The organism is Microlunatus parietis (genome assembly GCF_013407955.1).
GTDB lineage: Bacteria > Actinomycetota > Actinomycetes > Propionibacteriales > Propionibacteriaceae > Microlunatus > Microlunatus parietis.
In genome coordinates this window covers 5,457,888-5,481,952 of the sequence record NZ_JACCBU010000001.1, presented here as the reverse complement: position 1 = coordinate 5,481,952, position 24,065 = coordinate 5,457,888, and the positions used below count along the sequence as shown (strand labels likewise).

Genomic DNA, 24,065 nt, shown 5'->3' with positions numbered 1-24,065 from the left:
CATCGTGATCCCGATCCACCTGGACAAGATCAGCAAGACCTATCAGGAGTCGGCCACGGCCGTGCCGACGGTCAGCGTGGACTTCACGGTCGAGCAGGGTGAGTTCTTCACCCTGCTCGGCCCCTCGGGGTGCGGCAAGTCGACGCTGCTCCGGATGATCGCCGGCTTTGTGGCGCCGTCGTCCGGCCGGATCCGCTTCGCCGACCGGGATGTCACGACGACGCCGGCGCACAAGCGGGGCATCGGGATGGTGTTCCAGAACTACGCGCTGTTCCCGCACCTGACCGTGCTGGACAACGTCGGGTACGGCCTGAAGCTGCGCAAGATCACCAAGGCGGCCCGCCTGCCGCGGATCGAGAAGGCGTTGCAGCGCGTGGGTCTGGAGGGGTACGGCCAGCGCCGCATTGATCAACTGTCGGGTGGGCAACAGCAACGCGTCGCGCTCGCCCGGGCGATCGTGATCGAGCCGGAGGTGCTGCTGCTGGACGAGCCGCTCTCCAACCTCGACGCGAAGCTCCGCGAGGAGACCCGGATGCAGATCCGCGACGTGCAGCAAGCCGCGGCGACGACGGCGATCTATGTCACCCACGACCAGGCCGAGGCGATGGCGATGAGCGACCGGATCGCCGTACTCGCTGACGGCCGCGCCCATCAGATCGATACGCCGCAGAAGGTGTACGCCGAGCCGGCGACGGCCTTCGTCGCCCGCTTCATCGGCCGCAGCAACGTGGTCCCGGCCGAGATCGCCGGCCTCGCCGAGGGCACGGCCGAGGTCCGGCTGGGTGACGGCCTGGTCCAGGCGCGCCGGCACCCGGACGTCGAGGCGGCCGAGGGACAGCGGGTCGAGCTGTCGATCCGGCCCGAGTCGCTGCAGGTCACCTCGCTCGAGACGGCCCGGCTGCGCGGTCTGGTGCGGAGCCGGGAGTTCCTGGGTTCGACCGCGGTGCTCGAGGTCGAGCTCGAGGGAGTCGCCGAGACCGTCACGGTCGCCACGCCGAACCTGGAGGTCGCGCAGGGAGCCCGGATCGGGCTCGAGGTCGAGCCGCGGTCGGGCTGGGTGATCCCGGAATGAGTGACGTCGCCGGCACCCGCCGTCGTCGGCGGCTCGCGCCGACCGAGCGGTTCATCGTCCTGCTCGCGCTTCCGGTGTTCGCCGTGATCATCTTCTTCGTCGTGCTGCCGATGCTGCAGACGGCGATCCAGAGCGCCGGCGGTGACGGACCGGCGGCCAACTACGTCAGCTTCCTCTCCGGCGGATCCCAACGGGCCTTGGTCGCCTCGGTCGGCATCTCGCTCGGCACCGTCGCGTTGTGCGCGGTCGTCGGCACGGCACTGGGCGTGCTGCTCACCCGGTTCGACTTCCCGGGGCGGCGCATCCTGCAGATCCTCGCGGTGCTGCCGCTGGCGCTGCCGCCGCTGATCGGCGCGGCGTCGTTCACCCTTCTTTACAACGAGACCGGGATCTTCCCGCGGGCGTTGCACGCCCTGCTCGGCATCGACCCCGGTGCCGTCGCGGTCTCCGGCGTCAGCGGGGTGCTGCTCGTCCACGTGCTCACCATGTATCCGTACTTCTATCTCTCGGTCACCGCCGGGCTCGCCGGCCTCGACACGTCGCTGGAGGAGGCGGCCGCGAATCTCGGCGCGCCGCGCTGGCAGGTCTGGACGACCGTCGTACTGCCGATGCTGACCCCGGCGCTGGTGGCCGGTGCGCTGCTCACGTTCATGACGTCGATGGCGTCGTTCACGGCTCCGCAGCTCTACAACGTGCAGACGCTCACGATGCAGATCGTTTCGACCCGGACCGGTGGCAACTACTCGCTCGCCGCGGCCCAGGCGACCGTGCTCGCGGTGGTCTCGGTCGGCTTTCTCTTCCTGATGCGCTGGTACCAGGGACGGCAGACGTACCGCAGCCTGTCGAAGGGCATCCAGCGGACGCGGACCCGGACGACGGGCTGGGTCTCCGGCGTGGCCGCGATCGGCAGCACGCTGATCTCGCTGATCTTGATCGCGCCGGTGGCGGCGATCCTGCTGCTGTCGTTCTCCAAGAACCGGTCCTGGACGACCGAGATCCTGCCGAGCCGCTACACGATCGAGAACTACGTCTCGATCTTCACCGACCCCGAGTCGCTGTTCCCCGTCAACGTGTCGCTACAGATGGCCTTCTACGCAACGATTGTGGCCGTGGTGATCGGCGGGACGGCCGCCTGGGTGATCTCCCGGTGGCCGCTCCGCCGCGGCAAGGGTCTGCTGGACGCCATGGTGATGCTGCCGTGGGCGCTGCCGGGCACCGTCATCGGCGTCAACCTGGTCACGGCCTTCGCCGAACCCACCTGGTCCAACCTCGGCCTGGTCCTCGTCGGATCGCTGTTGATCTTGCCGGTGGCCTACTTCGTCCGTTACGTACCGCTGGTCTTCCGCGAGACCGGAGCCTCGATCGACACCCTCGACCCGGCGGTCGACGATGCCGCGCAATCGCTGGGTGCGTCGCCGCTGCGGTCCCTGCTGACCGTGGTGATGCCGCTGGTGTGGCGAGGCGTCCTCGCCGGCGCGCTGCTCGCGTTCATCGACGGTGTCGGCGAGTACGTCGCGTCCGTCGTGGTCTACCCCGCCGGCTACGCACCGATGTCCGTGGAGATCTACAACCGCCTCTACTCCGCCGACCTGGGCTCTGCGGCCGCGTACGGATCGCTGCAGATCCTGCTGATCTTCGTCGTACTGCTCATCTCCAACGCGATCGAGCACAAACCCAAGAACTCGAAGGACACCACGATCATGACCCCGGCGGTGACACCGTGACGACATCGATCGCGGACCTGTTCGACCTCCGGGCCAAGCGGCAACGCTGGCTCGACGTCGAAGCGGCACTCGCCCAGGCGGAGGCGGACGCCGGTCTCGTACCGCCCGAAGCCGCCGCGGCGATCACCGAGCAGGCCGACATCTCCAAGATCGACGAGGCCGCCCTGGCCGAGGCCGAGCAGACCACCGGACACGTGATGGTGCCGCTCGTCACGGCCCTGGCCGAACTCGTCGGGCCCGAACACGGCGGCTGGGTGCACTGGGGCGCCACCACCCAGAACATCCAGCAGTCCGGTGACACCGTCGGCCTCCGGGCCGCCCATGCCATCCTCACCGCCCGGATCGAGCGCATCCTCGGCCTGCTCGCCGACCTGGCCGAGACCCACGCCGCGACGGCGATGGCCGGCCGCACCCACGGCCAGCACGCCGTGCCGATCACGTTCGGGTACAAGGCCGCGGTCTGGGCCGACATCATGCTCCGGCATCGGCAGCGGCTGCGCGAGATCGAGCCGCGCCTCTTCGTCTCGATGACGGGCGGCGCGGCCGGCACGTTCGCGACGTTCGGCGAGCTCGGCCCGGCCATCCAGCGCGGGGTCGCCGAACGGATCGGGCTGGCGCCGATGGCCGTGCCGTCCCGGTCGATCGCTGATCATTTCGCGGAATGGGTGAGCCTGCTCGCCCTCATCGCTGCGACGGCGCAGTCGATCGCCGAGGAGGTGGTCCGGCTGATGTCGGCCGAGTTCTGCGAGGTCGAAGAGGCCTTGCCCGCAACGGATGTCGGCAGTTCCACGATGCCGCAGAAGCGCAACGCCAAGGCGTCGATGGCGATCATCACCGCGGCCGCCAAGGCCCGCGCGCTCGCGCCGCTCGCGGTGGAGGCCACCATCCAGGCGCACGAGGTCGACGGGGCCCGCTACGCGACCATGGACCACGCGCTCGAGCAGTCCGCGACGTTGCTGGACGAGATCCTGGAGCGGCTGGAAGGTCTGCTCAGCGGGCTGCGAGTCCACCCGCAGCGGATGCGAGAGAACCTCGACCTGACCCGCGGGCTGATCACCGCCGAGGCCGTCATGATGCGGCTGGCCGAACGCATCGGCCGGCAGCAGGCCCACTCCCTCGTCCACGACGCGGCGACGGAAGCGTCGAGCACCGACCAGCCGTTCGAGCAGGTGCTCGCCGCCGACCCGACGATCACCGCGCTGCTCAGCCGTCACGAGGTCCACGAACTGCTCGATCCGGAACGCCACCTGGGCCTCAGCGAGACCCTGGCCACCGAGACCGCGACACGCGTCCGCGCCGAGCTCCGGGCCGCAGTCGAAGGAGATCCGCCACGGTCGGTGCGATCGCCGTCGTCGTGACGGCGGCGCTGGCCGGGCCGCCGGCGGAGGCCTTCGCAGCCGCCAGACCGTGCACCGAGGCGGCCATGGCGCCGGCGTGGACAGCGTCCAAGCCGGCAGCCATCAAAGCTCCGGCGATGCCCGCGAGGACGTCTCCGGAGCCTGCCGTGGCCAGCCAGACAGGGCCGTCGTTCTGACTGAACACGGGACCCTCCGGGTTGGCCACCAACGTCGTCGATCCCTTGAGCAGCACGGTTGCGTCGACCTCGCGGGCGAGCCACGTCACATGGTGCAACGGACGGTCTTCGATGGCGGTACGGGCCACATCGTGGCCGAGGGCCGCGAAGATCCGGGCGGCCTCCCCTGCGTGCGGCGTGAGCAGGATCCGCGTCGACGGCGCAGGCCGGTCGCCCGCGGCGCGCCGACGTGCACAGACCTCCAGGGCGCCCGCATCGACCACGCAGGGAAGTCCGGAGGCGAGAGCCGTGTCGATGGCCCGCTCCTGATCGGCATCGTCCTCGACGCCAGAGCCCAGCAGCCAGGCCTGGACCCGGGCGGGGCCAGGCACGATCTCCGGCGTCGCACTGAGCACATGATCGGCGACCCGGCGAGGGCCGACGTATCGGACGATCCCGACCCCGGCGCGAACAGCGCCTAGGCACGCCAGCACCGCGGCACCGGGATAGGTGTCCGACCCGGCCACGACACCGAGCACCCCGCGGCTGTACTTGTGATCGGTCTCGGCCGGTACCGGCCACAGCTCGGCAATGCCGCCGGGAGTCAGCCGGAGCGCCAACGGTTCGGCGTCGAGCTGGTCGGCGAACCCCACGTCGACGAACTCGATCCGGCCGGCTGCGTAGCAGGCCGGCGCGATCATCAGGCAGCCCTTGAAGGTGCCGAAAGTGACCGTCACGTCGGCGCGGACGTGTGCGCCATGGATCTCTCCGGAATCGGGGTCCACCCCGCTCGGCAGGTCGACGGCCACGACCGCCGGTCCGTCCGGCATCGCGGCGACGAGGTCCGCCGCCACGCCTCGCAGACCACCCACACCCTGATCTCCGATGATTCCGTCGACCATGAGATCGGCGACGGCCAACGCCTGCAGAGCGCGCTCACGCCCGGCGATGGTGGTCGCGTCGACCAGGCTGCCGCCGGCCGCCCGGACCGTATCGACACCTGGCTGGTAGGCCTTGTCACCGACAAGCACCGCGTCGACCGTCACTCCTCGCCGGCGAAGAAGCGCACCGGCAAGGAGCGCGTCCGCGCCGTTGTGCCCGGTACCGACCAACAGGACCACTCGGCTGCCGTAGACCGCCCCGCGGCGATCGCGCAGCACGTCAACACAGACGCCGGCAAGAGCAGCCGCCGCGCGGCGCAGCAGCGTGTCGGACCGACGCCCCTCGAGCGTGCGAGCGACCGCTGCCTGAATCGCCTCGGCGGTATGGGCGGCGAGGCAGCCGTCGGAACCCACGGCGAGCACTGGGCGCATCACGCGGCGATCAGGCCGGCGCGCTGGGCTAGTCCGCGAACATGGGAACGGGCTCGCGCTCGGTCCCGGTGCAGCAGTTCCCGCAGCAGCTCGCGGACGAGAGTGGAGTCTCGGACCTCCTCCGCCGAGATTCGTTCCGCGTCGAGCAGGACGAGCGCGGCGGCCTCGTCCTCGCCCCGGCGAACGAACCCACGCGCCGTGTTGATCAACGCCGCGGATCGACGTTCCACGCTGGGCACCTGGTCGATGTCCAGCCGTGACGCGTACTCGACAACCGCGTCGGCGTGGCCCAGTTCCGCACTGATCGCCACGCCGTGGATGTCGACGTTCCCCCTACCGAAGGCCGTCCAGGCGTCGTAGTGCGATCCAAGAGCCCGTGCCGCATCTTCGGCTACCCGGTGCAGTGCCCAGGCCCGGCCGTCCTCGTCCGACTGGGCTGCGCTGATCGCCGCCGCCAGATGGAGCATCCCGTAGTCGGCGAGCAAGGTCTTCTGCGGATCGCTGGGATCGATCCGCCTCTCCAGTTCATCGGCGGCCGCAAGACAAAGCCTCGTTGCCTCGTCCTGCTGACCGGCACGCCGATACGAGCCGGACAATGCCCAGGCGCCGAGCGCGATCAGGTGCGGATCGTCCGCCTCGCGGGCAGCGTTCATCGCCCGCTCGGCAGCGACCCACGCAAGTGCGCCGTCGGGGATGTGGTGTAGCCATTGCCGGGTGACTTGATAGACGCCGGCCAGGGCCCGGGCGGCACGCTTATGCTCGGCCGCCGTCTGATAGGCCGCGTTGGCGTCGGCGATCAACCCAGGAAGCATCCCACCCAGTACCGTGTGGGCGGCGGGAGAGCCATGCCAGACTGTCCATGCCTCAGCGACCCGCTCGCCGACATCGTCGAGATCCGGTACCTGACCGACCGGCGGCGCGATGGGTACGGCGGCCCGCATGAGAACCTCCCGGACCGCTGCAACCGCCTCACCTCTCGGCGAGGAGCCGGGGGCCAGAGTGTCGACAGGTCGACCGATCAGGTCTTCCACCCGACAGCCGACCACCGTGGCGATGGCGATGAGGTCGGTGAGCCGATCAGCATGCCTTCGGCCCTGTTCGACGGCCGAGACCCACTGGACCGACTTGCCGACGCTGAGCGCGAGGCTCGCCTGAGTGATGCCCGCAGCCCGGCGATGTGCCGCGATGTTCGCCCCGATGCCGTCCAACAGGCCAGATTCGCTGTCCATGATTGCCGCCCATCCTCGAGTCCGACGCACTTCGGAGACTACTACTCGTGTAGCAGTACCTGACGTTGCAGGGTGATTCGATCACCTCATGAGCCCTGTACGCGACGCGGACGTCGCAACGGAACGTCGGGTGCGGGTGTACTTCGGGGAACACCTGCTGCGGGAATACAAGGCGGATCAAGCAGCCGCCTTGCGGTACGCCCATGCGATTGGGCGACGATTTCCCGGCCTCCTGGTCACCGTCGACGGCCAGACCGTCGAGGGTCTGGCCCAACTGCCCTGTGAACAACTTTGGACACTCCTCCCGCCCTAACCCGGCCGAAGACTGCAGTGACCTCACTTCTGGCACCCCGCCAGGTGAGCCCCTCGTCCGCACGCACGGTGACGCCGATCCGGCTCGCCTCGTGGAAAGGAAAGGTTGATGAGAATGGCACTGCGCTGGGTCGTGCGGCTGCTGATGCTGATTGCACTGCTCCCCTTCGCGTTCCTGGTTGTCCAGGGATGCAAGCCCGCCTGCGCTGCTGGTCGGTTCGTGACTGAGGACGTCGACCTCGGTGACCTTCTCAAGCAGAGCGAAAAGGACAAAGAACTGGCCAAGGGTCCGAAGAAGCCGAGGAGCAACGAAGCCGACGGTGGAGTCAATCCACGGGGCGGGGGTGGCAATCCGCGCATCGGCGGTGGGAAGTGCCCGCCCGGGAAGGACGCCGGGAACGGCAAGAACTCGAAGATGTTCGGTGCCAACGGTCAACAAACGCCGGGCTCGATCACGGTGTACAACGGCACAACGTCGGGCTATTCGTACCGGATCGACGTCGAGAATCTCAAACCCGGTGTGCGGCCCGGAACGCTGCACCTCCAGATCGACAAGCCAGCCAAGTACGAGAAGTACAAGTACGAGTACAACCCGGCTGACGGCAAGTTCTACGACAGGTTGACCGGTGACCAGCCGCCGCGAGCCGTACGAGACCATGTGGCGAACAGTGACAAGGCGCGGAGCAAGATCAACGTGGGTCTACGACGGCTTGGAGAGTTGTGACGATGAGAGTGATCGAAGAGGCTTCACAGTGGCGGCTGAAGATGAAGAACGGCAGCTACGTAGGCGTCTGGGCCGGCGGCTACGGGCGGGTCGACGGCAACTACGTCTTCAGCATCCTGGTCGAGGTCGCGCAGGAGGAACAGATGGGCGACCTTGTGGTCTTTACTCGCGCTCCTGCTGATCCTTCGCGCATCTCGATCGCGGTGGCGAGCATCCCGATCGACGACGTCGAGAGTATCGAGACGGCGGATTGGGAGAAGATCCCGCCCGCAGTCTGATCCCCTACGGCGAGTCCCAGGTTCCTGCGTGATCAGTCGTTTCGCACCTGAGCCCGGGTGGGTGGAGCCGAGGGGAGTCGAACCCCTCCCCGGACGTCTCCGCATGCGGCTTTACCGTCCAGGTGAACCGTTTCCGGCCCCGTACCGGATCGAGGGTAGTGCAACGGTCCAAGATCACGAAGCGGTTTTCAACCGGACCAGGGGGCCGTTCTGGGCGACCGTCTCGCCGGTCTCGGCGAGGATCTCGATCACCGTGCCGGCGGCGGGGGCGGTGACCGGGATCTCCATCTTCATCGCCTCCACGACGGCGATCGGCGCGCCCGCCTCGACCCGCTGACCGAGCTCGACGGAGAGTTTGATCACGGTGCCCCGCATCGGCGCAACGACTGTGCCGGACGGCTGGTCCGGCCCGGGATCCGTGCCCTGGTAGGGCGGGATCGGGTTCTCCCAGTCGGTGTCGATCCAGCGGGTGTGTACGGCGAACTCGGCCGGGTCGTCGCCGGCAAAGGCGGGATGGCGGACGATCTCCCGGTGGAACGGCAGCACCGTGGCCACGCCCTCGATCCGGAATTCGTCCAGGGCGCGGCGGGCTCGCTGCAGGGCGTGCGCCCGGTTCTCGCCGGTCACGATGAGCTTGGCGATCATGGAATCGAAGCCGCCGCCGACCTCGTCGCCCTCGGCGACGCCGGAGTCGACCCGGATGCCCGGCCCGGACGGTTCCCGGTACGTGATCAAGCGCCCCGGCGACGGCAGGAAGTCGCGGCCGGGGTCCTCGCCGTTGATCCGGAACTCGATCGAGTGCCCGCGCGGCACCGGGTCCTCGATGATCATCAACCGCCCACCGCCGGCGATCATGAACTGCTGCCGGACCAGGTCGATGCCGGTCGTCTCCTCGGTCACCGGGTGCTCGACCTGCAGCCGGGTGTTGACCTCGAGGAAGGAGATCACATCGCCCTGCACCAGGAACTCCACGGTGCCCGCGCCGTAGTAGCCGGCCTCCCGGCAGATCGCCTTCGCCGCCGCCGCGATCCGGTCCCGCTGGTCCTGCGAGAGGTACGGGGCCGGCGCCTCCTCGACCAGTTTCTGGAACCGGCGCTGCAGCGTGCAGTCGCGGGTGCCGACGACCACGACGTTGCCGTGCCGGTCGGCCAGCACCTGGGCCTCGACGTGCCGGGCCCGGTCCAGATACTGCTCGACGAAGCACTCGCCGCGGCCGAAGGAGGCTACGGCCTCTCGGGTCGCGGATTCGTACAGTTCCGGGATCTCGTCCAGCGTGCGGGCGATCTTGAGGCCGCGACCGCCGCCGCCGTAGGCCGCCTTGATCGCCACCGGCAGGCCGTGCCGTCGGGCGAAGTCGATCACCTCGGCGGCGCCGGAGACCGGCTGCTCGGTCCCGGCCGCCATCGGCGCACCGGCGCTCAGCGCGAGCTTCCGGGCGGTCACCTTGTCACCCAGGTCGCGGATGGACTGCGGCGACGGGCCGATCCAGACCAGCCCCGCGTCCAGCACGGCCTGGGCGAAGTCGGCGTTCTCGGACAGGAAGCCGTAGCCCGGGTGGACCGCGTAGGCCCCGGACCGGGCGGCCGCGGCGATCAGCTTGTCGGCGGCCAGGTAGGTCTCGGCCGCTGTCGTACCGCCCAGGGGATGGGCCTCGTCGGCCAGTTTCACGAACGGGGCGTCGGCGTCGCTGTCGGCGTAGACCGCGACGCTGCCCAGGCCGGCTTCCCTGGTGGCCCGGATGATCCGGACCGCGATCTCGCCGCGGTTGGCGATCAGCACCTTGGCCGGGCCGGGCGGCCGGTCGGTGCGCCCCGGCTGGTGCGGCCGGAACGTGATCCGCTGGCCGGGCCGGGCCTGCGCCACGATCGGTACGTCCTCGGCGATCACCACCCCGATCACCGGATAGCCGCCGGTGATCGGGTGATCGGCGAGGAAGATCACCGGCTCACCGCTCGGCTGCACCTGGATCGCGCCGAGCGGCATGCCCTCGGTCGGCAGCTCGCCGGTGACCGACCGAGTGAGTACGGGCTGGCCGGCGGGCCGGGAAAGGCGGGCCCCGATCCGGTCCTGCTCGTCGGTGGCCAGCCAGGATCCGGCGAACAGGTCGTCGGGATTCGTGAACCAGTCCTGCCGGGGTCCGGGGACCACCCGGACAGTCAGCGGACCGGGGCCGATCGGCACCGCCGCCGGCGCCGGTTCGGTGGGTACGGCCGGTTCGGCGGCCGGACCGATCGGCAGCAGCTGCCCGGCCCGCAGGGGTTCGGGACCGAGTCCGGCCAGGGTGTCCCGGCTGCGCGAACCGAGAACCGGCTCGACGTCGAACCCGCCACGGACGCCGAGATAGATCCACCGGCCGGCCTCGGCCAGCCCGAGCCGGAGCACCTGCCCGTCCCGCAATTCGATCGCCTCGGTCGCCGCCACCGGCCGGCCGTCGACGGTGACCGGCGCCCGGCCTCCCGCCACGGCGAGGACGAGGTCGCCCTCCGCCTCGAGCTCAAGACCGCCGAGTACGGCCTCGATCGCCGCCGCACCGTCCGGATTGCCGACCAGCCGGTTCGCCCGGCGCAACGACACCGGGTCGGCGGCGCCGGAGACCCCGACCCCGGACGAGAACCAGCCCGGCCGGCCCAGGTCCTGCAGGGTCGCGCCGGGGCCGGTCGCCAGCACCCGTCCCGCGCTCATGGCGACGTCGCCTCGACGAACCGGACCCGGGTGCCGGGCGCCAACAGGGCCGACTGCGGCCGGCCCAGGTCCCACATCGCCACATCGGTGGTGCCGATCAGCTGCCAGCCGCCCGGGGCGCGGCGCGGGTAGACGGCGCTGTACCGGTCCGCGAGCCCGACCGACCCGGCCGGGACGGCGGTCCGCGACTGGGCGCGCCGCGGTACGGCGGGCCACGGCTCGTCGCACTCCAGATACCCGAAGCCGGCGGTGAAGCCGACGAACCGGCACCGCCAGACCCGACCGGTATGGGCCGCGATCAACCCCGGGACACCGAGTCCGAGCATCCCGGCGACGTCATCAAGATCAACTCCGTCGTACCGGACCGGAATGACCACTTCGCCGGCCTCGTCGTCCGGCGCCGGGACCCAGGTCGCGAGGTCGGTCAGCAGGGCCCGCAGGTCCCGGGCCACGGACCGTTGATCAACATTCTCGTCGAGCGTGATCAACAACGTCTCGGCGGCCGGCAGCAGGTCCGCCACTCCGGGCACGCCGGCCGAGCGGACCGTCGCCAGCATCCCCGCCAGCAGGTCGGACCGTCCGGGCAGCAACAGCAGCGCCCGGTCCCCCGCCGGCCTGATCTCGACCTCGTCGCCCGTACTGATCATGGAAGGATCCTGTCACCGCTGCTCGACGAACGGCGCGATCTCGACGCCCGCGTTGATCAACGCCTGCCGTACCGCCATCGCCATCGCCACCGCTCCCGGCGAATCCCCGTGCACACAGACCGATCGGGCCGAGATCGCGACCTCACTCCCGTCGACCGCCCGGACCCGCTGGTCCATGATCATCCCGAGCACCCGGCGGGCCACCGCGTCGACGTCGGTGATCAACGCGCCCGGTTCGCTGCGCGGGACCAGGGTCGCGGCCGGGGTGTAGCCGCGGTCGGCGAACGCCTCGGTGATCACGGTCAGCCCGGCCTCGGCGGCCAGCCGCAACCAGGCCGAGCCGGGTAGGCCGAGCACCGGCAGCCCCCGGTCGTACGCCAGCACGGCCGCCACCACCGCCGCCGCCTGCGTCTCGTCGGTGACGATCCGGTTGTACAGGGCGCCGTGTGGCTTCAGGTAGCTGACCCGGCTGCCGGCCGTCCGGGCGAACGCCTCCAGCGCCCCGAGCTGGTAGAGCACCTCGTTGGTCAGCGTCGCGGGCGGTACGTCGACGGAGCGGCGACCGAACCCGGCCAGGTCGCGGTAGCTCACCTGCGCCCCGATCGCCACGCCCCGTTCGGCGGCCCGGTCGCAGACCCGGCGGAGGATGTCGGGATCGCCGGCGTGGAAGCCGCACGCGACGTTGGCACTGCTGACCAGGTCGAGCAGGGCGTCGTCGTCGCCGAGCCGCCAGATCCCGAAACCCTCGCCCAGGTCGCTGTTCAGGTCGATCCGGAGGCCGCTCATCGCAGCGTCGGCTCCTTCTCCTCGAGTTCGATCTTGGACGTCTCCGGCGCCAACAGGACGCAGACGATCGTGATCACCAGCATCGCGACAGCGTAGACGGAGACCATGATCGACGTGTTGAACTGGTTCAGCAGCGCGACCGAGATGATCGGCGCCACCGCGCCGCCGACCAGGCCGGCCAGCTGATACCCCATCGAGGCCCCGGTGTAGCGGACGTTGGTCGGGAACATCTCGGCGATGAAGGCGGCCTGCGGCCCGTACATCGCCGCCCAGCAGGTCAGCGCGACGATCGCCGCGAGCAGGATCCAGCCGAACTGCCCGGTGTCCAGCAGGGCGAAGAACACCCAGACCCAGACGGCGGTGGCGACCGCGCCGATCAGATAGACCGGCCGCCGGGCGATCCGGTCCGAGAGGTGCCCGAAGATCGGAATGGCCACCACCTGCAGGGCGGCCGCGATCAGCACCGCGTTCAGGGCGTAGTGGTTCGGCAGGCGCAGATAGGTCGTGAGGTACGTCGTGATGAACAGGACGAACGTGTAGAACAAGACGTCCACGCCGACCCGGGCGCCCAGCGCCAGCAGCACCTGCTTCGGGTAGCGCCGCAGCACCTCCAGGATCGGCGCGGTGGTCTTGCGCTCGGACGCCTCGACCGCGCGATACAGCGGGCTCTCGGCGATCGACACCCGGATCCACAGGCCGACCAGGACCAGCAGGCCGCTGAGCAGGAACGGCACCCGCCAGCCCCAGACGTCGAACGCCTCGCCCGGCACCAGCGCACTCATCAGCGACAGCACGCCGTTGGCCAGCAGCAGCCCGATCGGTACGCCGACCTGCGGCCAGCTGGCGTTGAGCCCGCGCCGCTTCGGGTCGCCGGACTCCAAGGTCATCAGGACCGCCCCGCCCCATTCCCCGCCGAGGCCGAGCCCCTGAAGGAAGCGCAGCACCACCAGTGCGATCGGCGCGATCACCCCAATCGTGGCGTATGTCGGCGTCACGCCGACCAGGAACGTCGAGATGCCCATCAGCAGCAGGGTGACGACGAGGACGTTCTTCCGGCCGAGCCGGTCGCCGAAGTGGCCGAAGATCACGCCGCCGAGCGGGCGGGCCACGAAGCCGACCGCGTACGTCGAGAAGGCGAGCAGGGTGCCGACCAACGGGTCGAAGCTGGGGAAGAAGAGCCTGTTGAAGACCAGGGCGGCCGCAGTGCCGTAGATGAAGAAGTCGTACCACTCGAGCGACGTGCCGATCAGGCTGGCGACGACGACCTTGCGAGCGGAGGACGGCTGCGGTTCCTGGGATCGTGGGAGAGCTGAGGTGGACATCGTTGCCTCCTGGATTCGGAACCCATCGAGAGTGGGCTGGATCACATCCTAGAGATTGTTGAACAATATGACAAGAGGACAATTGGACGATCCATCCACACGGTCACTAGGCTGAGCGCGTCGACTCGAGAAGGGGTGCACCATCAGCGCGAAGTCGCCCGAAGTCAGCCGGCGCGGGTTGCCACGGACTCCGAGCCGCCCCGAGCAGGCCGCCAAGGCGCTGCGCGAGTTGATCATCGGCGGTGAGTTGCTGCCGGGTCAGCCGCTGCGCGAAGAGGAGTACGCCAAGGAGTACGAGATCTCCCGCAACACCGTTCGCGAGGCGTTCCAACTCCTGGCCCACGAGGGTTTGGTCGAGCACATTCCCTACCGCGGTGTGCACATCCGCCGTCTCGGCGCCGCCGACATCCGGGCCCTGTACCACACCCGTCGGCTGATCGAGCCGCTCGGAATCCAGGCCGTCCTGGCCGACCCGGAGGCGCAAGTCCGGCTCCGCGCGGTCGTCGACGAGGCCGCGGAAGCCGCCGAACGGGGCGACTGGCAAGACGTCGGGACCAGCGACATCGAGTTCCACCGAATCCTCGTCGACGCCTGCGGCAGCCCGCACCTGTCGGCCATGTTCGAGCAGCTGCTGGCCGAACTCCGGCTCGCGTTCCTCCAGCTCTCGGACTCGCGACAGCTGCACCAGCCCTACCTGGCACGCAACCACGCCCTCCTGGACCTGATCGGATCCGGCTCCACGGCGCGCCTGGCCGAGGAACTGGCCGACTACCTCAGCGCCGCCGAGCGCGACGTGCTGCGGGACCTCGACCCGGACAGTTGAGTCAGGGCGCGACGGCGTACCAGCGGAGATAGTCGAACGCTGCGGGTTGGGCGTGGTCGCCACCGTGGGCGACCAGGCCGAGCCGGGGTTCGCCGCCGGCCGGCAGGGTGTACGTCAGCCCCCAGGTCCAGGTCTCGCCGTCGCGGCTGACGCCGGCCCGGTAGAACTGCTCACCGGTCGCGGGATCGATCGTCCGGGCCAGCCGGAGCCAGGTCGTCGGCGCCGCGGCACCGAGATTGAGCACGCTGCCGAACGTCGGTGTGGCCGCCGGTACGGACTCTTTGCCGAACTCGGTCAGCGCCGTCCGGGCATGACCCCGGACCGCGAGCCGGAGGAAGTCGTCGTCGTTGCGGTAGACGACCAGACCGGCCTGCGGGAACCGTGGATCGAGTCGATCATGGAGGTCGAGGGACAGCTTCGTCTCGACGATCCAGTCCCCGGCCGGCACGTCCCGGAGCAGCAGGGAGGCCGAGTTCCTGGTGCCGGTGAGGTCACCGCTCTGGACCGGGAAGATCAGGGTCCCGCCGTCCACCGTTGCCGCCGGTTCGCGGACCCAGGACCAGTCCATCCCGAGCGGCCCGTCGAACTCCTCGGCCGTCCCGGGGATCGCGGCACCGGGCTCGGGCTCGGCCACCCGTTCGGTCTCCGGCGCGGCCAGGCCGGCCACCGTGACGTCGTCCACGTCGACCGGACCGGACTCGGCGAGGAGCCCGAAAGTCCCACCACGCAAGGGATTCGCCAGCCTCACCTCCGCCCGGGCCAGCGGATCGTGGAGTCCCGCCTCGGTCACCTCGGCGATCACCGTACGACCAGCGAGCCGCACGTCGAGCTCGTGCCAGCCACCAAGATCAACATCAGCCGGCAGCGCGGCCCGGGTCTGCTTCCCTGCCGTCTCGATGATCACGGCGGGCCGGCGCGGGTCGAGCCGCACCCGAATCCCGGGATCGTCGCCGCGCGCACCGAGGACGAAGCCCGCTGCCGCGTCCCCGGTGACCCGGAAGGTCGCCCGGGCCCGCAGCTGCGGCCCGAACCGTTGTCGCGCCAGCAGCCGGCTCGAGCCGCCCGGCTCGGCGTGCAGGTAGCCGCCGGCCTCCTCGCGGCCGACCGTCCAGCCAGCCCGACCCGCCCAGAGCTCGGAGCTCGGCTCGGCCGCCCCTTCCACGGCGTCGGCGAACGCCGCCGGGATCGGCCCCGGCGTCGGCCCTTCGCTGGCGTACCGCCCGGCCCGGACGACCGGCCAGCCGTCGATCCAGTCGAGCCGGTCGATGTACAGCGAGCGGACCAGTCCCTCCGCCCGGTGCCGATCCAGGGCGTGGAAGACCAGCCAGTCCTGCCCGGCGGCGTCGGTCGCCAGGGTGTTGTGGCCGGTGCCAGTCCAGGCGTTGCCGTTGGGCGTCAGCACCGGCGTGCCGCCCGGGTACGGCGCGTCGGTGCGCGCTCCGGTCCGGTCGACGAACGGTCCGGTCGGGCTCTTCGACCGGGCGACGGACACCGTGTAGCCGCTGTTGGGCACGAGGCAGCAGTGTCCGGTGGAGAAGAAGAGCCAGTACCAGCCGTCGCGGTGGACCAGGTGCGGCGCCTCGAACGCGTCCTCCCGGATCACCTGCACCGGTTCGCCGACCCGTTGCCGGACCTGCCGGTCGACCTCCTGCACGAACACCCCGCCGCCGAAGCCGCCGTAGTAGAGGTAGCGCCGGCCGTCCGGGGTGGCGAGCAACTCGCTGTCGATGATGCCCTGCATCCGCGGCGGCTGGTCCGGGAACGGCTGCCAGGTGCCGGGCGGGATGATCGGCGCCGGATCGGCCCGCCAGGGTCCGGTCGGCGTCGGTGCGGAGGCGACACCGATCGACCGGTTCGGGTTCGGCGCGATGGCGGCGTCGATCGCACTGAACGTGATCACGTAGCGGCCGTCCAACCAGGAGATGTCCGGTGCCCAGATGCCCGTCGTGTCCCGGAACCAGTCCGGCCGGTTGGCCTCGTTGAACACGGTGCCCGCGGGCTCCCAGGTGATCAGATCACGGGACCGCTGGATCGTGATCAGCTTGCTGGTCGTGTACGCGTACCAGTAGCCGTCCCGGCCCCGGATCACCGACGGATCGGCGAAACTGGCCGGCGGCGCCGCGGCGACCGGATTCGCGTAATCGGCAGCCGCCGGACCGGCGCCGGGTCGCGGCTCGGCCACGGCCGCGGGCGTCGCGCTCGACGCCACGCCGATGATCACGGCCACGATGATGATCAGGACAGCAGGCGGTCGCTTCATGATCGGCTCCTTTGCCGGTCGTATCAGGTCAGGTGATCAGTACTGGTCCTTGCCGTAGTCCGCACGCGGCTTCCAGTTCGGGAAGGCGTAGTCGTCCAGCGAGACCTCGGCGCCCTTCTTCTTCGCCGCCTCGACGGCTCGCTCGCGCTCGGCGTTGGACTTGTCGCTGAGTTCCTTGAGGGCGGCCGGAACGTCGGTGACATCTCCGGAGAAGGCACCCTGGACGATGTCACCGAGGCCGGGCTTGATCGCCTTGGTCTCGGCGCCGACCTTGCTGGTCTGCGGGTTCCTGACCACCGCCTCCGGCGCCAGGAACACCTGGTCGGCGAACCAGGTGATCAATTTCTTGTACGCGGGATGGGCGGTCGACTTCTCCACCGCACCAAGATCACGGGGCGGCTGCGACATCGTGTTGGCGATCTCCACTGAGTATTCCTCGGTGGTGAAGTAGTCGCTGAGCAGCTGATTGGCCTGGCCCGCCATCTTGGTCGACGGCGTGATCCAGTACTCACCACCCTGGGTGCCTCGGTAGGTGGCCGGCTCGCCCGGGTTCGGCGTGAGGACCGGGCCGACGCCGAGCGACTCGGCGAACTCCGGGGTGTGCTTCAGCGCCACGCCGGGGCACCAGGGCCCGTCGAAGTAGTAGCCGGCGATGCCGGCCGTCCACCGGGTCCGGGCGGCGTCGTCGATCAGGGTCTGCGAGCCGGGCACCAGAAGTTGATCTTGCTGCAGCGACAGCAGGAACTCGATCACCGTCAGGTACGGCTCCGAGTGGTAGGCGTACTCGCCGGTTCGGTACAGCACTCCCCCGCCGCCCTCGAACCCCGCCGCCTGGGCCAGCACGTTGACCTGATCACCGATCCGGTCGGTCATCCCGATGTTCCAGATCCACCCTTGGGCCTTGCCGCCGGAGGAGTCCCGGACCGCCCGCGCGGCGGACCGGAACTCGTCGTACGTCCGCGGCGGCGCCTCCGGATCGAGCCCGGCCTGGCCGACCAGCTTGGTGTTGAACCAGGTGACGTTGCTGTACACGTGGTAGTCGAAGATCGGGAACGAGTGAACCTTGCCGTCGAAGACGTGGATGCCCTCGATCAGCTTGCCGTCGAGCCGCTTCAGGGCGGCGTCGTTGAGTTCGAGCGGCCCGACCCAGCCGCCGGCGATCAGCTGCGGCACCGGCACCTGGAGGCCGGCGTTCGAGTGCACGTCCGGCAACTGGTTGCTCTGCTTGGCCAGCTGCAGCGCCTGGCCGAGCTTGGCCGGATTGTTGTACGTGTAGTCGACCGGGACCCCGCCCTCGGCCGCGGCGAACTTCTCGAAGATCTTCCGCTTCGCCGGCTCGAGCTGATTCTGGTGGTCCCACCAGGTCAGCCGGCCGGCAGCCACCGAGCCGCCGCCACCCGGGTCGCCGCCGGTACTGCAGCCGGCCGTCAGTGCCCCGGCCGCGGACAGCGCCGCCGCCTGCAGAACCCGGCGTCGGGTCAGGTCGCCCATCTCGTGCTCCTCGTTCCCCTGCGTTTCTTGCCACGTGGCAAGGACCAATCTGGCACGAACCTTGCCGCGTGGCAAGGTTGTGCGGCAGGATCTTGAGATCGAGGAGTGCGGGAGGGTGGCGGACATGGTGACGCAACGCGACGTGGCGCAGCGGGCGGGTGTTTCCGTCCGTACGGTCTCGAACGTGATCAACGACTTCGCCTGGGTCGCCGACGAGACCCGGGCCCGGGTCCAGGCCGCGGTCGACGAACTCGGCTACCGGCCCAACCTGCTGGCCCGCGGGCTACAGCGCGGAAGGTCCGGCCTGATCGCCCTGGTGCTGCCGCTCGATGTGCAGTACTTCCATGATCTCGCCAGCGCCGTGGTCGACGAGGCCGAGCGGCGCGGCTTCACGGTGCTGATCGAGCGGACCGCCGGAAACCCTGCCAGGGAAAGGGATCTGGTCACCCGGCCGGAGCGTGCCTCCCTGTTCGACGCGATCATCTTCAGCCCGCTCACTCTGGACGACACCGAACTGCGCCATCAGCCCGGCGACACCCCGGTGGTGCTGCTCGGCGAGAAGCCGACCGGCCGCGGCTTCGACCGGGTGATCATGGACGACGCGGCCGCCGCCGAGGCGGTCACCCGGCATCTGCTGGAGCAGGGCCGGACCAGGATCGCGGCGATCGGGCAGCCGGCCCGGCCGGCGGGCCGGACCGCCCAGCACCGGACCCGGGGCTACCGGCGCGCCCTGGCCGCCGCCGGGATCGACTTCGACCCGGCTCTGGTCGGCGGCATCCGCAGCTTCCAGCGGGCCGACGGCGCGGCCGCGATGGCCCGGCTGCTGGACGCGGGCCCGCCGCCCGACGCCGTGTTCGGCTACAACGACCTGCTCGCCCTCGGCGCCCTGCGCACCCTGCTCAGCCGCGGGATCCGGGTCCCCGACGACATCGCCGTCGCCGGCTTCGACGACATCGAGGACGGCCGCTACAGCACGCCGACCCTGACCACGATCGCCCCCGACCTCCCCCGCCTCGCCGGCCACACCCTCGACCTGGTTCAGCGCCGGCTGGACGGCTACGACGGCCGCCCCACCACCCGCCGCACCGGCTGGACCCTGATCGCCCGCGAGAGCACAGGTGTCGCGAAAGCTCCTCAGCTCGAGCACTAGAGCCGATATCCACCTCCAGCGCCCGAGTTGAGGAGTTCTGGCGACACATCCGAAAAAAGTTCGGGCAGGATGTCGATCCGAGTCCTACCCCGTTCGACCTGGGGATGAGAGGGTCCGAAAGAGACCCGGAACAACAGGAGAAGAACCGTGAAGTACATGCTGATCATGCGGGCCACCGACGAGGCGTACGCGAACATGGCCGACGTCGACTTCAACGAGATCATCGAGACGATGGGCAAGTTCAACGACGAGTTGATCCGAGCCGGCGTGCTGCTCGCGGCCGAGGGGCTCGACGACGCAGGCGAGGGGGTCGTGGTGGATCACGGCTCCGAGCCGCCGGTGGTCACCGACGGCCCGTACGGCGAGACCAAGGAGCTGTTCGGCGGCTACTACATCCTCAACGTCGCCTCCAAGGAGGAGGCGGTCGAGTGGGCGAAGCGGCTGCCCGGTGCCGGCGCGGGCTTCAAGACCGAGATCCGGCGGGTGACGACGATCGACGAGTTCCCGCAGGACAACCCGTGGATCGCCAAGGAGCGGGCCTGGCGCGAGGCGACCGGGCAGCTCTGAGTGAGGCAGGTTCTCCCCGCCCGTGGGGACGGGCATGAGTGATCCGACCGGCCGGGAGGCGGTCGCCGCCGTCTGGCGGATCGAGTCGGCACGGATCGTCGGTGCGCTCGCGCGTTACACCGGCGATTTCGTGCTGGCCGAGGACCTCGCCCAGGAGGCGCTCGCCGAGGCTCTGGTGACCTGGCCGCGGGAGGGCGTACCGAACAATCCCGCCGGCTGGCTGCTGACGGTCGGCCGGCGCCGCGCCATCGACGGTTTCCGCCGCCGTTCGGCGCTCGACGAGAGGTATGCGGCCATGGCCCGTGATCTTGGTGAGGGAGGTGCCACGTCCGGTGGTGCGCCCGACTCGGACCACGAGGCCGAGCTCTGGGATCCGGACCGGATCGACGACGACGTGCTCGCGTTGATCTTCATCTCCTGCCATCCCGTGCTGGCCAAGGAGGCCCGGGTCGCGTTGACGCTGCGGGTCGTCGGCGGGCTGACCAGCGACGAGATCGCGAAGGCGTTCCTGGTGCCGACGGCGACCGTGCAGGCCCGGATCACCCGGGCCAAGAAGTCGCTCGCCGCCGCCCAGGTGCCGTTCGAGGTGCCGCCGGCCGAGCAACGCGGCGAGCGGCTCGGTTCGGTGCTCAACGTGATCTATCTGATCTTCACGGAGGGCTCCACGGCGAGCTCCGGCGCGGACCTGATCCGTTTCGATCTTGCCGGCGAGGCGGCCCGGCTGGCCCGGGTGCTGACCCGCTTGATGCCGGACCAGCCCGAGGCGTACGGACTGTTGGCGCTGCTCGAACTGACGGTGGCCCGCTTCCCCGCCCGGACCGGGCCGGACGGCGAGCCGGTGCTGCTCGAAGATCAGGACCGGAACCGGTGGGACCGGCCGGCGATCCAGCGGGGACGGGCCGCGCTGGCCCGCGCCACGGCGTCCGGCCGCGGTCTCGGCGCGTACGGGCTGCAGGCGGCGATCGCCGAATGTCACGCCGTCGCGCCGTCGGTGGACGCGACCGATTGGCCGCGGATCGTGATGCTGTACGCGGCGCTGGGCAGGCTCACGCGCTCCCCGATCGTCGACCTGAACCGTGCCGTCGCGGTGTCGATGGCCGACGGGCCAGCCGCGGCGCTCCCCCTGGTCGACCGGCTCGCCGACGACAAGACGCTGGCCGGCTCGCACCTGCTGCCCACCGTCCGCGGCGAGCTGTACCGCCGGCTCGGCCGGACCGCCGAGGCCCGGGCCGAACTGGAGCGCGCCGTGGAGCTGTGCGGCAACGAGCGGGAGCGATCGGTGCTGGTCGGCAAGCTGGCCGAGCTCACCGGCTGAGTTCACCCGGCGTTCAAACGGGACTCCTAGCCTGCCGATCATGGAACAGGTTCGGGGACTGTCTCGTCGCGCCCTGCTGGCCGGTGCCGTGGGTGGCGCCGCGACCCTTTCGCTGGCAGCACCGGCCTGGGCGCGGCCGAAGCCGAGGGCCCGGGTGTTGGTGGCCACCAACGAGCCGTGGGGCACGTACCACGTCAAGCCGCTGCTGGCCGCGGCCGAGCGGCGCGGCTGGGCGATCACGCAACTGGTGCCGGACCTCGGCTCCGTCGATCCGGCCGACCCGGTGCCGGTGGCGACGCTGGACGACGTACCGGAGGCCGACCTGCTGGTGATCACCGGAGCCGCCGACTGGCCGGCAGAGTGCGCGGCGGCGCTGCCCCGGTTGCCGTTGGCGGCGACCTCGCTGGCGTACCTGAATCCGGTCGAGGCGCCGCACGCCGAGGAGTTCCGGCGCCGGCTGAAGATGATCACCTCGTCGTCGCCGGCCGAGGGCCGTGCCTTCGCTGCCTATCTGGGCAGTCACCGGCGGATCCGGGTGGTCGGCTCGCCGCAGACCGATTCCCTTCCGGTACGGGCTCCGGAGCCGGGCACCGTCCTGGTGCTGACCAGCGTCACCTATCCGGACCAGACCGGCGGCGCCGCGCCGGGCACCCAGTTGCTGCTGGACGCGGCGGAACGGCTGCAGGCCGACGGCCGGCACATCCTGGTCGGGCTGCATCCGCGGGAGGACCCGAAGCTGTGGAGCCGGTACGAGCTCAGCACGGTCCCGTCCCTGCAGGCGTCCGCGCGCGCCGAGGCCGCGATCGGGATCCCGGGCACCGTGTTCCCGCTGATCGCGGCGGCCGGGGTGCCGGTGGTCGGCTGCGTCGACCCGGCGCTGACCGTCCCGGATTACCTGCTCGACGTCTGCTCGGCCACGATCGACGATCCGGCCGAGGCGGTGCCGGCGATCAAGGACGCGAAGCTGCCGGACGAGGACGTGCTCTACGACGCGGTCGGCCCGGTCGGCGGCTCGGCCGACCGGTTGCTCGACGCGTGGGCGAAGGTCGCCCGGCGGACCCGGAACGATCTTCCGCACGCGGCCTGACCGCGCACTGATCAAAGGCTGCCAGGCCGGATCGAGCTTGCCCTTCGACGGGCTCAGGGAACGAGTGCGAGCGGAAGGGTCACCTCGAAGCGGCAGCCCGGGCCGTGATTGCGTACGGTCACGGTGCCGCGATGCAGTTCGACGAGGCCGCGGACGATCGCCAGGCCGAGACCGGCGCCGGTCTGCGGGTCGTCGATCCCTGGCGTGCGCGCGCTGCCGCCGCGGAAACCGACCTCGAACACCCGCGGCAACTCGGCTTCCGGAATGCCGCCGCAACCGTCCTGGACCGTGACCCGGGCGGTACCCCCGTCGACTCGGGCGATGATCATCACCGACTCCCCGTCGGGCGTGTGCCGGACGGCGTTGATCAACAGGTTGCGCAGCACCCGGTCCAGTTCGGGGCCGGAGCCGGACACGGTCGGCCAGCTGACCGGCGGGTCGACCTCGAGGGCCACGCCGCGCCGGACCGCGGTGACGCTCACCGCGTCGACGGCCTGCGAGACGGTGTCCTCCAGCGGCACCGGTCGGTAGGTCAGCTTCAGTGCGCCGGCGGTGATCTTGGACAGTTCGAACAGATCGTCGACCATCCGGGACAGCCGGTCGGTCTCGGCGGAGATCCGGCCCGCGTAACCGGCCACCTCCGCCGGATCGGTGACGACGCCGTCCTGCAGCGCCTCACTCATCGCGCGGATCCCGGACAGCGGGGTGCGCAGGTCGTGGCTGACCCAGGCGACCAGTTCCCGCCGGGACGCGTCGACCTGCCGCTCGGCTGCTCGCGCCGCCTCGGCCTGGATGCCGCGCCGGGTGATCCGGCGACCCAGCACCACCGCGGTCGGGATCACGGCGACCGCGATCAGGCTGCAGGTGATCGCGGTCCAGCCCAGTTGGGGCGTGAACATGAACCCGCTGATCATGACGACGAAGATCAACACGGCCAGGATCGGCACCACCACCAAGACGGTGATCATGACCTCGGCCGGCCGGTCCCGGACCAGCCTGAGCACGACGAGTTCGATCATGGTCGTCAGCACGCAGGCCAGCGCCGCCCAGGGCAGGATGTGCAGCAGGTCGTCCATCACGGCTCCCGGTCGTAGCGGTAGCCGCGGCCCCAGACCGTGACCAGCCGGCGCGGCTGGGACGGGTCGTCCTCGATCTTCTCCCGGAGCCGGCGGACGTGCACGGTGACCGTGGAGTCGTCGCCGAAGGACCAGTCCCAGACCCGCTCCAGCAACTCCTTCCGGGTGAACGCCCGGCCGGCGTGCCCGACCAGGAACACCAGCAGGTCGAACTCCCGGCCGGTCAGTCCGAGCGGCACGTCGCCCCGGTGTGCGGTCCGGGCCTCGGTGTCGATGATCAGATCGCCGTCGGTCAGCCTCTGTTCCGGCACGCTCCGCGGCGCCGGCGGGTCGAGCCGTTCGAGCAGCCGGGCCACCCGCAACGTCAACTCCCGCGGGCTGAACGGCTTGACCACGTAGTCGTCCGCGCCCTGCTCCAGCCCGACCACCCGGTCCGACTCGAGGCCGAGTGCGGTCAGCATGATCACGCCGACCGGTGCCTCGGCCCGCATCGTCCGGCACAGTTCGAGTCCGTCGGCGCCGGGCAGCATCAGGTCGAGCACGACCAGGTCCGGCCGCTCCGCCCGGAACACCGCCAGCGCGTCCGGGCCGGTCCCGGCCTCCAGCACCTGGTAGCCCTCCCGGGACAGGTAGCGGCGGACGACGTCGCGTACCGTCTCGTCGTCGTCGACCACCAGAACCCGTTGCACGGTGA

General features: G+C 70.3%; 20 protein-coding genes and 1 tRNA gene. 10 read left to right on the top strand and 11 right to left on the bottom strand.

Going from position 1 to position 24,065, the window contains the following annotated elements:
• Window positions 1–4: 4 nt before the first annotated feature.
• Genes BKA15_RS26415 through BKA15_RS26405 form a run of 3 tightly spaced genes read left to right on the top strand, consistent with a single transcriptional unit; the run spans window position 5 to window position 4,154 of the window.
• Window positions 5–1,072, top strand: coding sequence for an ABC transporter ATP-binding protein (locus tag BKA15_RS26415; protein ID WP_179755969.1), 1,068 nt, complete (start codon window positions 5–7; stop codon window positions 1,070–1,072).
• The gene (locus BKA15_RS26410; protein ID WP_179755967.1) at window positions 1,069–2,796 is read left to right on the top strand and encodes an ABC transporter permease; all 1,728 of its coding nucleotides are present in this window, start codon (window positions 1,069–1,071) and stop codon (window positions 2,794–2,796) included. The genes BKA15_RS26415 and BKA15_RS26410 overlap by 4 nt, the downstream gene beginning before the upstream one ends.
• Window positions 2,793–4,154 carry a class-II fumarase/aspartase family protein gene (locus BKA15_RS26405; protein WP_179755964.1) on the top strand — a complete coding sequence of 454 codons (1,362 nt, stop codon included), beginning with the start codon at window positions 2,793–2,795 and terminating at the stop codon, window positions 4,152–4,154. The genes BKA15_RS26410 and BKA15_RS26405 overlap by 4 nt, the downstream gene beginning before the upstream one ends.
• Here BKA15_RS26405 and BKA15_RS26400 read toward each other — a convergent pair.
• Window positions 4,051–5,622 carry an NAD(P)H-hydrate dehydratase gene (locus BKA15_RS26400; RefSeq protein WP_179758720.1) on the bottom strand — a complete coding sequence of 524 codons (1,572 nt, stop codon included), beginning with the start codon at window positions 5,620–5,622 and terminating at the stop codon, window positions 4,051–4,053. The two genes, BKA15_RS26405 and BKA15_RS26400, sit on opposite strands and share 104 nt — an antisense overlap.
• Window positions 5,622–6,851 (bottom strand): helix-turn-helix transcriptional regulator, encoded by a 1,230-nt coding sequence (locus tag BKA15_RS26395; RefSeq protein ID WP_179755961.1) that lies wholly within the window; start codon window positions 6,849–6,851, stop codon window positions 5,622–5,624. The genes BKA15_RS26400 and BKA15_RS26395 overlap by 1 nt, the downstream gene beginning before the upstream one ends.
• A 427-nt stretch (window positions 6,852–7,278) precedes the next feature.
• Here BKA15_RS26395 and BKA15_RS26390 point away from each other — a divergent pair, with 427 nt between their 5' ends.
• Both BKA15_RS26390 and BKA15_RS26385 read left to right on the top strand, forming a co-directional pair.
• Window positions 7,279–7,887 (top strand): hypothetical protein, encoded by a 609-nt coding sequence (locus BKA15_RS26390; protein WP_179755958.1) that lies wholly within the window; start codon window positions 7,279–7,281, stop codon window positions 7,885–7,887.
• A 2-nt stretch (window positions 7,888–7,889) separates the two neighbouring features.
• Entirely contained in the window at window positions 7,890–8,165 is a 276-nt protein-coding gene (locus tag BKA15_RS26385; protein WP_179755956.1) for a hypothetical protein, read from the top strand.
• A 62-nt stretch (window positions 8,166–8,227) separates the two neighbouring features.
• Here the strand turns inward: BKA15_RS26385 and BKA15_RS26380 are convergent.
• The 5 genes from BKA15_RS26380 to BKA15_RS26360 all read right to left on the bottom strand — a co-directional run bounded on the left by BKA15_RS26380 (window position 8,228) and on the right by BKA15_RS26360 (window position 13,602).
• Window positions 8,228–8,306 (bottom strand) — tRNA-OTHER (locus tag BKA15_RS26380).
• 33 nt (window positions 8,307–8,339) lie between these two features.
• The gene (locus BKA15_RS37015; RefSeq protein WP_179755953.1) at window positions 8,340–10,847 is read right to left on the bottom strand and encodes a 5-oxoprolinase/urea amidolyase family protein; all 2,508 of its coding nucleotides are present in this window, start codon (window positions 10,845–10,847) and stop codon (window positions 8,340–8,342) included.
• Complete coding sequence (locus BKA15_RS26370) at window positions 10,844–11,494, bottom strand: 5-oxoprolinase subunit B family protein (protein ID WP_179755951.1); 651 nt, start codon at window positions 11,492–11,494, stop codon at window positions 10,844–10,846. Before BKA15_RS26370 ends, BKA15_RS37015 begins: the two co-directional genes overlap by 4 nt.
• 12 nt (window positions 11,495–11,506) lie before the next feature.
• Window positions 11,507–12,280 carry a LamB/YcsF family protein gene (locus tag BKA15_RS26365; RefSeq protein WP_179755948.1) on the bottom strand — a complete coding sequence of 258 codons (774 nt, stop codon included), beginning with the start codon at window positions 12,278–12,280 and terminating at the stop codon, window positions 11,507–11,509.
• The gene (locus tag BKA15_RS26360; protein WP_179755945.1) at window positions 12,277–13,602 is read right to left on the bottom strand and encodes an MFS transporter; all 1,326 of its coding nucleotides are present in this window, start codon (window positions 13,600–13,602) and stop codon (window positions 12,277–12,279) included. Before BKA15_RS26360 ends, BKA15_RS26365 begins: the two co-directional genes overlap by 4 nt.
• Before the next feature lie 178 nt (window positions 13,603–13,780).
• Here BKA15_RS26360 and BKA15_RS26355 point away from each other — a divergent pair, with 178 nt between their 5' ends.
• The gene (locus tag BKA15_RS26355) at window positions 13,781–14,425 is read left to right on the top strand and encodes a GntR family transcriptional regulator (protein WP_218871586.1); all 645 of its coding nucleotides are present in this window, start codon (window positions 13,781–13,783) and stop codon (window positions 14,423–14,425) included.
• 1 nt (window position 14,426) lies between these two features.
• Here the strand turns inward: BKA15_RS26355 and BKA15_RS26350 are convergent, their stop codons facing one another.
• Together BKA15_RS26350 and BKA15_RS26345 are read right to left on the bottom strand one after the other, a co-directional pair.
• Window positions 14,427–16,685, bottom strand: coding sequence for a family 43 glycosylhydrolase (locus BKA15_RS26350; RefSeq protein ID WP_179755942.1), 2,259 nt, complete (start codon window positions 16,683–16,685; stop codon window positions 14,427–14,429).
• A gap of 36 nt (window positions 16,686–16,721) precedes the next feature.
• Window positions 16,722–18,176 (bottom strand): ABC transporter substrate-binding protein, encoded by a 1,455-nt coding sequence (locus tag BKA15_RS26345; RefSeq protein ID WP_179755939.1) that lies wholly within the window; start codon window positions 18,174–18,176, stop codon window positions 16,722–16,724.
• Between the two features lie 124 nt (window positions 18,177–18,300).
• Between BKA15_RS26345 and BKA15_RS26340 the strand changes: the two genes are divergently transcribed.
• The 4 genes from BKA15_RS26340 to BKA15_RS26325 all read left to right on the top strand — a co-directional run bounded on the left by BKA15_RS26340 (window position 18,301) and on the right by BKA15_RS26325 (window position 22,295).
• Entirely contained in the window at window positions 18,301–19,326 is a 1,026-nt protein-coding gene (locus BKA15_RS26340; RefSeq protein WP_179755936.1) for a LacI family DNA-binding transcriptional regulator, read from the top strand.
• Window positions 19,327–19,482: 156 nt separating this feature from the next.
• Window positions 19,483–19,893 carry a YciI family protein gene (locus tag BKA15_RS26335; protein ID WP_218872396.1) on the top strand — a complete coding sequence of 137 codons (411 nt, stop codon included), beginning with the start codon at window positions 19,483–19,485 and terminating at the stop codon, window positions 19,891–19,893.
• A gap of 34 nt (window positions 19,894–19,927) precedes the next feature.
• The gene (locus tag BKA15_RS26330; protein ID WP_179755930.1) at window positions 19,928–21,208 is read left to right on the top strand and encodes an RNA polymerase sigma factor; all 1,281 of its coding nucleotides are present in this window, start codon (window positions 19,928–19,930) and stop codon (window positions 21,206–21,208) included.
• Window positions 21,209–21,248: 40 nt separating this feature from the next.
• Window positions 21,249–22,295, top strand: a complete 1,047-nt coding sequence (locus BKA15_RS26325; RefSeq protein ID WP_218871585.1) for a hypothetical protein — start codon at window positions 21,249–21,251, stop codon at window positions 22,293–22,295.
• Window positions 22,296–22,348: 53 nt separating this feature from the next.
• Here BKA15_RS26325 and BKA15_RS26320 read toward each other — a convergent pair whose 3' ends face one another.
• Both BKA15_RS26320 and BKA15_RS26315 read right to left on the bottom strand, forming a co-directional pair.
• A complete protein-coding gene (locus tag BKA15_RS26320; protein WP_179755928.1) occupies window positions 22,349–23,371 on the bottom strand; it encodes a sensor histidine kinase in 1,023 nt (340 codons plus the stop codon).
• Window positions 23,371–24,060 (bottom strand): response regulator transcription factor, encoded by a 690-nt coding sequence (locus BKA15_RS26315; RefSeq protein ID WP_312879355.1) that lies wholly within the window; start codon window positions 24,058–24,060, stop codon window positions 23,371–23,373. Before BKA15_RS26315 ends, BKA15_RS26320 begins: the two co-directional genes overlap by 1 nt.
• Window positions 24,061–24,065 lie beyond the last annotated feature (5 nt).

Excerpts from the sequence above, each read along its gene's own strand:
- BKA15_RS37015 (WP_179755953.1), bottom strand. The coding sequence starts at position 10,847 with ATGAGCGCGGGACGGGTGCTGGCGACCGGCCCCGGCGCGACCCTGCAG.
- BKA15_RS26350 (WP_179755942.1), bottom strand. The coding sequence starts at position 16,685 with ATGAAGCGACCGCCTGCTGTCCTGATCATCATCGTGGCCGTGATCATC.
- BKA15_RS26390 (WP_179755958.1), top strand. The coding sequence starts at position 7,279 with ATGGCACTGCGCTGGGTCGTGCGGCTGCTGATGCTGATTGCACTGCTC.
- BKA15_RS26360 (WP_179755945.1), bottom strand. The coding sequence starts at position 13,602 with ATGTCCACCTCAGCTCTCCCACGATCCCAGGAACCGCAGCCGTCCTCC.
- BKA15_RS26330 (WP_179755930.1), top strand. The coding sequence starts at position 19,928 with ATGAGTGATCCGACCGGCCGGGAGGCGGTCGCCGCCGTCTGGCGGATC.
- BKA15_RS26370 (WP_179755951.1), bottom strand. The coding sequence starts at position 11,494 with ATGATCAGTACGGGCGACGAGGTCGAGATCAGGCCGGCGGGGGACCGG.
- BKA15_RS26325 (WP_218871585.1), top strand. The coding sequence starts at position 21,249 with ATGGAACAGGTTCGGGGACTGTCTCGTCGCGCCCTGCTGGCCGGTGCC.
- BKA15_RS26385 (WP_179755956.1), top strand. The coding sequence starts at position 7,890 with ATGAGAGTGATCGAAGAGGCTTCACAGTGGCGGCTGAAGATGAAGAAC.
- BKA15_RS26400 (WP_179758720.1), bottom strand. The coding sequence starts at position 5,622 with ATGCGCCCAGTGCTCGCCGTGGGTTCCGACGGCTGCCTCGCCGCCCAT.
- BKA15_RS26365 (WP_179755948.1), bottom strand. The coding sequence starts at position 12,280 with ATGAGCGGCCTCCGGATCGACCTGAACAGCGACCTGGGCGAGGGTTTC.
- BKA15_RS26345 (WP_179755939.1), bottom strand. The coding sequence starts at position 18,176 with ATGGGCGACCTGACCCGACGCCGGGTTCTGCAGGCGGCGGCGCTGTCC.
- BKA15_RS26410 (WP_179755967.1), top strand. The coding sequence starts at position 1,069 with ATGAGTGACGTCGCCGGCACCCGCCGTCGTCGGCGGCTCGCGCCGACC.
- BKA15_RS26335 (WP_218872396.1), top strand. The coding sequence starts at position 19,483 with ATGCTGATCATGCGGGCCACCGACGAGGCGTACGCGAACATGGCCGAC.
- BKA15_RS26340 (WP_179755936.1), top strand. The coding sequence starts at position 18,301 with ATGGTGACGCAACGCGACGTGGCGCAGCGGGCGGGTGTTTCCGTCCGT.
- BKA15_RS26395 (WP_179755961.1), bottom strand. The coding sequence starts at position 6,851 with ATGGACAGCGAATCTGGCCTGTTGGACGGCATCGGGGCGAACATCGCG.
- BKA15_RS26320 (WP_179755928.1), bottom strand. The coding sequence starts at position 23,371 with ATGGACGACCTGCTGCACATCCTGCCCTGGGCGGCGCTGGCCTGCGTG.